The 6,290-nt window shown below is 50.1% G+C and carries 7 protein-coding genes; 5 read left to right on the top strand and 2 right to left on the bottom strand.

Annotated elements, in window-relative coordinates; genetic code table 11:
• The first annotated feature begins 171 nt into the window (after positions 1–171).
• Positions 172–603 carry a large conductance mechanosensitive channel protein MscL gene (gene mscL / locus ACI4OH_RS02835; RefSeq protein ID WP_432646384.1) on the top strand — a complete coding sequence of 144 codons (432 nt, stop codon included), beginning with the start codon at positions 172–174 and terminating at the stop codon, positions 601–603.
• 61 nt (positions 604–664) lie between these two features.
• Here mscL and ACI4OH_RS02830 read toward each other — a convergent pair whose 3' ends face one another.
• Complete coding sequence (locus ACI4OH_RS02830; protein WP_435722001.1) at positions 665–1,315, bottom strand: Crp/Fnr family transcriptional regulator; 651 nt, start codon at positions 1,313–1,315, stop codon at positions 665–667.
• 195 nt (positions 1,316–1,510) lie between these two features.
• Between ACI4OH_RS02830 and ACI4OH_RS02825 the strand changes: the two genes are divergently transcribed.
• Complete coding sequence (locus ACI4OH_RS02825) at positions 1,511–2,791, top strand: NCS2 family permease (RefSeq protein ID WP_439784123.1); 1,281 nt, start codon at positions 1,511–1,513, stop codon at positions 2,789–2,791.
• A 62-nt stretch (positions 2,792–2,853) separates the two neighbouring features.
• Entirely contained in the window at positions 2,854–3,492 is a 639-nt protein-coding gene (locus ACI4OH_RS02820; RefSeq protein ID WP_439784122.1) for an HAD family hydrolase, read from the top strand.
• A 45-nt stretch (positions 3,493–3,537) separates the two neighbouring features.
• Here ACI4OH_RS02820 and ACI4OH_RS02815 read toward each other — a convergent pair whose 3' ends face one another.
• The gene (locus ACI4OH_RS02815; RefSeq protein WP_432646388.1) at positions 3,538–3,813 is read right to left on the bottom strand and encodes a hypothetical protein; all 276 of its coding nucleotides are present in this window, start codon (positions 3,811–3,813) and stop codon (positions 3,538–3,540) included.
• 226 nt (positions 3,814–4,039) lie between these two features.
• Here ACI4OH_RS02815 and ACI4OH_RS02810 point away from each other — a divergent pair, with 226 nt between their 5' ends.
• Positions 4,040–5,167 carry an aldose epimerase family protein gene (locus ACI4OH_RS02810; RefSeq protein WP_435722004.1) on the top strand — a complete coding sequence of 376 codons (1,128 nt, stop codon included), beginning with the start codon at positions 4,040–4,042 and terminating at the stop codon, positions 5,165–5,167.
• A 32-nt stretch (positions 5,168–5,199) separates the two neighbouring features.
• Entirely contained in the window at positions 5,200–6,285 is a 1,086-nt protein-coding gene (locus ACI4OH_RS02805) for an iron-containing alcohol dehydrogenase family protein (protein WP_435722005.1), read from the top strand.
• Positions 6,286–6,290 lie beyond the last annotated feature (5 nt).

Here is a 6,290-nt window from a genome sequence, read left to right as displayed (position 1 = left end):
CGAAAGTACTTGTCTGGAGACGGACTGGGAGGATAGGAAGTTGCCGGTTAAGCAAAGGCTCCGCTGCGGCGGAGCTTTTTTGTGTTATGATTATGCTATGAATTTCTTTTTGCTTATGGTAGAATGAAAGCGGTTTTGTTTTATTCATATGTTTATATGGGGGAGAAGCTTATGTTAGACGAATTCAAGAAATTTATTATGCGTGGCAATGTTCTTGACATGGCCGTTGGTATCATCATTGGTGCAGCTTTCAGCAAGATTGTTTCGTCGTTTGTCAACGATATCCTGATGCCGCCGCTCGGTTTGCTTTTAGGACGGGTTGATTTTTCCAATCTCTTCTTGAACCTTTCGAGTACGCCGGCAGCAACGCTGTCTGAGGCTAAAGCCGCTGGACTGCCGGTTATTGCCTATGGCTCCTTTCTTAATGCCGTGGTCGATTTCCTGATTGTTTCCTTTGCCATTTTCCTGCTTATTAAGCAGGTCAACCGTCTGATGCCGAAGAAAGAAGCGAAGGCAGCACGTCTCTGCCCGTACTGCAGGCAGGAGATTGCTGACGATGCAACGCGCTGCCCGCACTGCACTTCAGAGCTGCCTGTAAAGTAACGTACCATAATATACAGTAACATATGCATATAAAAAATGCAGCCTGCAGGGGCTGCATTTTTTATACATCAAATCTCAGGGTACGCAATTTTTGCTGCTGTTCGGCATTGATGGCAATCTTGCCGTGAAACAGGCTGATAAAATCCGCATCACGAAGTTTGCTGACACCGCGGTTGACCGTCTTGACACTCGTGCCGATTTCATCGGCAATCTGCTGCCGGTTGCTGTGCAGCACGAAAAGATCTGATGGAGAATCATCCAGGCGTTTAATCAGGTATTGCTGCAGACGCTGGATGCTTGGCTGGAATTTGATACGGCCGTTCTCATTGGAAGTCGGATACATTTTTTTTGCCAGCATTTTGGCGATGGCACAGGCAAAATGATTGTCGCGTTTCATCCACTGCTTGAACGTGTCGGCCGTCATGGCTATGACTTCACAGGTTGTCACAGCTTCATTCGTGGTGGAAAAGAACTCCTGATCCGCCAGGACTTCAAGATCCCCGATAAGGTCTGGTACAGTCTGCTTGGCAAAGCTGTAACGCTGTCCGCTGGCAAATTCATTGCTGACGCGCGTCGTGCCCTTTGTCAGGATGAAGACATGATCGGCGCGTTCTCCCTTGCGGACCAAGGCTTCGCCGGGCAGGAAAGTGCGATAATTGATAAGCCGTCGAATGCTCTCAGGCATGAATTCAATCACTTGTTCAAGCTTCATGAAAAAACTCCTTTAGATGGTATAAGCCCGATTCTCTTCTTATGGAATATTATATCGTAAAAAAGAGGCGGCGAAAACTTTCTGAATATAAATATTTTAATATTTTTAGGACGCAATGGACTCTTGTCCTTTTTTATTTTACTTAAAATCGTTAAACTAGAATCAGTAAGAAAAAAGGATTCAGGAGGGAACAATATGAAGTCATTGTTTGGCGGCGTTTTTAAGGACCGCCGTTTATGGCAAAAAGAAATTTTGGCTGGCATTACGGCTTTTTTTGCAATTTCTTATATCATTGTCGTCAATCCCATTATTCTGGCTGACGCGGGGATTCCGGCCGAGCTTTCCGTCTTTGCCACAATTTTTTCGTCCATTATCGGCTGTCTGATCATGGCTTTTGTCGCGGATGCACCGATTGTACTGACTCCGGGCATGGGCATCAATGCCTTTTTCACGTATACGGTCTGCGTGCAGATGGGACTTTCCTGGCAGGAGGCCATTGCGATTTCTCTTGTTTCAGGGGTGATTTTTGCTTACGTAGCCTGCACGAAATGGCGTGAACGCATCGCCAGTGCTGTGCCGAATTCGCTCAAGTGTGCCATTACGGCAGGCATTGGCCTGTTCCTCGTTGAGATTGGCCTTGAAAAAGCACAGCTCATCCGCTCCGGTACAAATTCCATCATCGAACTTGGGGCTTTGACAAATCCCATGGCGCTGCTGGCCTTATTTGGCCTTGTCTTGAGTCTGGCCCTTTATCTGCGCGGTGTGACTGGCAGTTTCTTTATTGCCATACTGGTGACGACTGCCGTGGCGCAGTTTTTCGGGCTCAAGGATGCTGCACCGCTCGACCTCGATTTTTCCCATATCTACGATTATCCGCAGCTGCTGTTCCAGGCTGATTTCCATCATATCCTGACCATTCCGTTTCTGCTTTCTGTGTTCTCGATGTCCATGATCATGATATTTGAGACGATGGGGCTTTTGGAAGGCATTCTGCCTGACCGCAATAAATTTTCGCGGACGTTCCGCGGTTCGGCCCTGACGACCATTCTTTCGAGTCTCCTGGGGACAAGTCCTACTGTTGCAGCGGCAGAAAGTGCTGCCGGCATCGCCAGCGGCGGGCGCACGGGGCTCATGGCCCTGACCGCAGCCGTGCTCTTCCTCGTATCATTGTTCTTTATCCCGCTGCTCTCCTATGTGCCGCAGGCGGCTATTGCGCCCGTCATCATCATCACAGGGGCCATGATGATGCAGCAGCTGCAGCATATGGACTTCAAGGACTTTTCGGAGTGGTTCCCGGCCTTTCTCGTCGTGGTGCTGATTCCGCTCTCCGGCAGTATTTCGACGGGGCTGGCCTTTGGTTTTACGGCTTATCCTCTGCTCAAGCTCATGAACGGCCGCTCGCGCGAACTGCACGCCCTGAGCTACGGCCTTGGCTTTCTGTTCTTCATGAATCTCGTTTTTCAGGCTGGTTTTTGATATTGCCAGCAGCCGGACCTTCCCGTATAATGGAGTTAACACATTACGGGGAGGTTCTTTTTTTGCAGCCAGCAGCATTTATTTTCGATATGGATGGTGTCATTCTGGACAGTGAGCCCATTCATTCCCGCGTCAAGATGGATACCTTCCATCATTTTGGCCTGCCTTTTGATGAAGCGGACCTCATTTATTATATGGGCAGGACGAGTAATGAGATATTTGGCGAAGTAATTGCCAAAGAGGGGCGTAAAGACCTTTCGGTAGAGGAGCTTGTGTGTTATAAGCACGAGCATTATCTTGAAGTCCTGCAGAGCGGTGCTATAAAACCGATTGAAGGCTCAGTCGCACTCATCAAGAAACTTTACCATAAGGGAATTCCCCTGGCACTGGCCACATCTTCCTGGGAGAAGGTCATGGAAACCGTGCTCGATGCTTTTGCCATCCGTCCGTATTTCAAATCCGTCATTTCGGGCAGCACGCTGCCGAAGAGCAAGCCGGACCCGGCTATCTATCTGCTCAGTGCAGAGAAGCTCGGCGTAAGCCCTGCAGAATGCATGGTGCTTGAAGATACGGCAGCGGGGGTATTGGCTGCGAAACGTGCCGGCATGTACTGCATCGGGTTCCGCAGCCCGCATTCCGGCAGGCAGGACCTTTCCTTAGCGGACACGGTCGTGAATCATCTCGATGAAATCCGGATATAAAAAAAGACGTCACTTCTATCTGAGGTGACGTCTTTTTTGTGTGCCTTAAACAATCGGAAAGGACAGGATCGTGCCATACTGGATGTAGGCACTGGCATCGGTTGGGTCTCCCTTGAGGATGGCATCGCGGATAGCGGGCAGGTCCTCTTCTTTTGCATGAATGCGGCCGGCAGCAATCTCTTCTTCAATCTTGCTTAAAAGAGCCTTGCGGGAGACCTTGAGATCACGGAAGATCTCTTTGTTGTAAAATAAGTTCATCGACTTCTGGCTTTTCTCTTCATCGCAGTTGAAGAAAATAAAAGCACTCTTCTCTTTCATCATGATTCCCCCTCTTAAACTACATGCAAATCTACAACTATGATTGCATTATAGCATAATTATAGCACAATTGACACAAATTGTTTAACTTGATAAATGTAACAGTATTACACAGGAAGACGAAATTAATTTGACAAATACGTTAATACATAGTAAAGTGAAGTCGTATAAAATTGTCCGAAATCATATTCAATTCGGCGATATCAATTTATTCCGGGAGGTATGCTGCATGGCTACGATCACAAAGGAACCATTTGGAAAACTCAGCGATGGCAGAGAGGTAGAACTCTATACGCTGCGCAATACGAAGGGAACGGAAGTCAAGGTTACGACATTTGGCGCACGTCTGGTGGCTTGGAGTGCCTATGGCAAAGACCATAAACGTACGGATATTGTACTTGGATATGCGGACGGTTCGGATTATGAAAAAGATGATACGAGCATGGGCGGTCTCGTGGGACGCCATGCAAACCGCATCGCCGGCGGCAAGGTGACGATTGATGGCAAGACGTATCAGCTGGACCTCAATACGGGTTCTAAGATGCAGAACCACATTCATGGCGGCTTTAAGGGCTTCCATCAGAAACTCTGGACGGCAGAAGAGACAGATCAGGGCGTGAAGCTTACGTATCATGCCGCAGACGGTGAGGGCGGCTATCCCGGTAATATGACAGTAAACGTTCTCTATTCGCTGTCGAATGACAATGAGCTGTCCATCCGCTATGAAGCTGTCTCGGATGCGGACACGGTCTGCAATCTCACGAATCATACATATTTCAATCTCAATGGCTTTGCCTCGGGCCCGGTGCTGGACCAGAAAATCCAGATCTTTGCCGACAAATATACCTGGGCCGATGCGGAATCCCTGCCGGATGGCCGTATCCTTGATGTAGAGGGCACGCCGATGGACCTTCGCCAGCCGACTCGCATTGGCGAGCACATCGATGATGATTTTGATGAACTCGTCATGGGCCATGGCTATGACCATAACTGGGTGATCCGCGACGAGAAGCCGGTTGTTGAGATGAAGCCGGGGATGTTCGGTTTTGACCCGAGCTGCCCAATCGATTATGTGAACGGAGGCCTCAAGAAAGCGGCTTATGCAGAATCCGATCAGTCCGGCTTTACGCTGACCTGCTACACGACGCAGCCGGGCGTTCAGTTCTATACGGGCAATTATTTGAACGGCAGCCTGCCGGGCAAGGATGGCGTAAGATTCCAGCGCCGCACGGGCTTCTGCCTTGAGACACAGTATTTCCCGAATGCGTTCGCCAACCCGAATTTCCCACAGCCGATTCTCAAGAAGGGGGATACGTGGAAAGCTCAGACGGTATACGTTCTGGGACAAAAAGACTAAAAGAAGCAGGATAGGGAAAGGGGGAAAGTAAGATGAATGACCGCTATACCATGATTTTTCCGGATTATACAATTGGTGTTGAAGCATACGACAAAATCCGCGAGGTCTGCCCACGCTACGGCAAGAGCGTTGTCGTCATTGGCGGCAGGCGCGGCATCGAGGCGGCACAGGAAAAGATGGTGCGCGCTGTGGAAGGCGTGGGGCTGGAGTTTACGGGCTTCATCCATGCGGGGGGACAGACGTCTCTTGAAAATATCGACCGCATCAACAACGATTCCGCTGTACGGGCTGCGGATATGGTCTTTGCCGTGGGGGGCGGCAAGGCCATTGATACGGCTAAGGCTGTGGCGCATAAACAGCATAAGCCATTCTTTACATTTCCTACGGTCGCTGGCAGCTGTGCGGCATCTGCCAGTATTGCTACCATCTATACGCCGGAGGGAAAATTCCAGGATTATCTTTATTCGACGATTCCCCCAGTCCATGTATTCCTCTGCAGCCGCATCATGGCGCAGGCTCCGGTCGAGTATCTCCTGCGCGGCATTGGCGATACGATGGCCAAGTACTATGAGGCGGAAATCGCCTCGCGCGGCCGCAAGCTCAATCACCGGGACGGCATGGGCATCGCTCTGTCGAGGATGTGCCTCGACCCGCTTTACGATTATGGCGAGCAGGCTGTAGCCGATAATAAACGCCATATTGTGAGCCCGGCTTTTGAGGAAGTCATTCTTTCCATTGTCATGACGAGCGGCCTTGTTTCGAATTTTGCTGCTCCGGAGTTCAACGGGCATATCGCCCATCAGCTCTTTGTAGAGCTCGCGGATCTGCCGGCGGCTGAACAGTGCCGGCAGCACGGCGGGCTCGTGGCCTACGGCATTCTGCTTCTTTTGCTCTGCGATGGCCAGCAGGAGGAATTCAAACGCTTTTATGCGTTCTGCCGCAGCATAGGCCTGCCGACCTGCCGTCAGGAGACCTGCGCGAGTGAGGAAGATATCCACCGCGTATTCCGCGCGACGGAGAAAAAGCAGGACGTGCGCATCATGCCGTATAAGATTACCCAGGATATGCTTCATGAAGCTGCAAAGAAACTCGAGGCTTATCATACAGCAAATAAATAGGAGAT

This window comes from Mitsuokella apri (assembly GCF_051886055.1).
GTDB lineage: Bacteria > Bacillota > Negativicutes > Selenomonadales > Selenomonadaceae > Mitsuokella.
The sequence above is the reverse complement of the archived record's forward strand: the minus strand, read 5'-3'. Positions and strand labels throughout refer to the sequence as shown.

Coding starts and splice junctions, on each gene's coding strand:
- ACI4OH_RS02825 (WP_439784123.1), top strand. CDS start 1,511: ATGAAGTCATTGTTTGGCGGCGTTTTTAAGGACCGCCGTTTATGGCAA.
- ACI4OH_RS02810 (WP_435722004.1), top strand. CDS start 4,040: ATGGCTACGATCACAAAGGAACCATTTGGAAAACTCAGCGATGGCAGA.
- mscL (WP_432646384.1), top strand. CDS start 172: ATGTTAGACGAATTCAAGAAATTTATTATGCGTGGCAATGTTCTTGAC.
- ACI4OH_RS02815 (WP_432646388.1), bottom strand. CDS start 3,813: ATGATGAAAGAGAAGAGTGCTTTTATTTTCTTCAACTGCGATGAAGAG.
- ACI4OH_RS02830 (WP_435722001.1), bottom strand. CDS start 1,315: ATGAAGCTTGAACAAGTGATTGAATTCATGCCTGAGAGCATTCGACGG.
- ACI4OH_RS02805 (WP_435722005.1), top strand. CDS start 5,200: ATGAATGACCGCTATACCATGATTTTTCCGGATTATACAATTGGTGTT.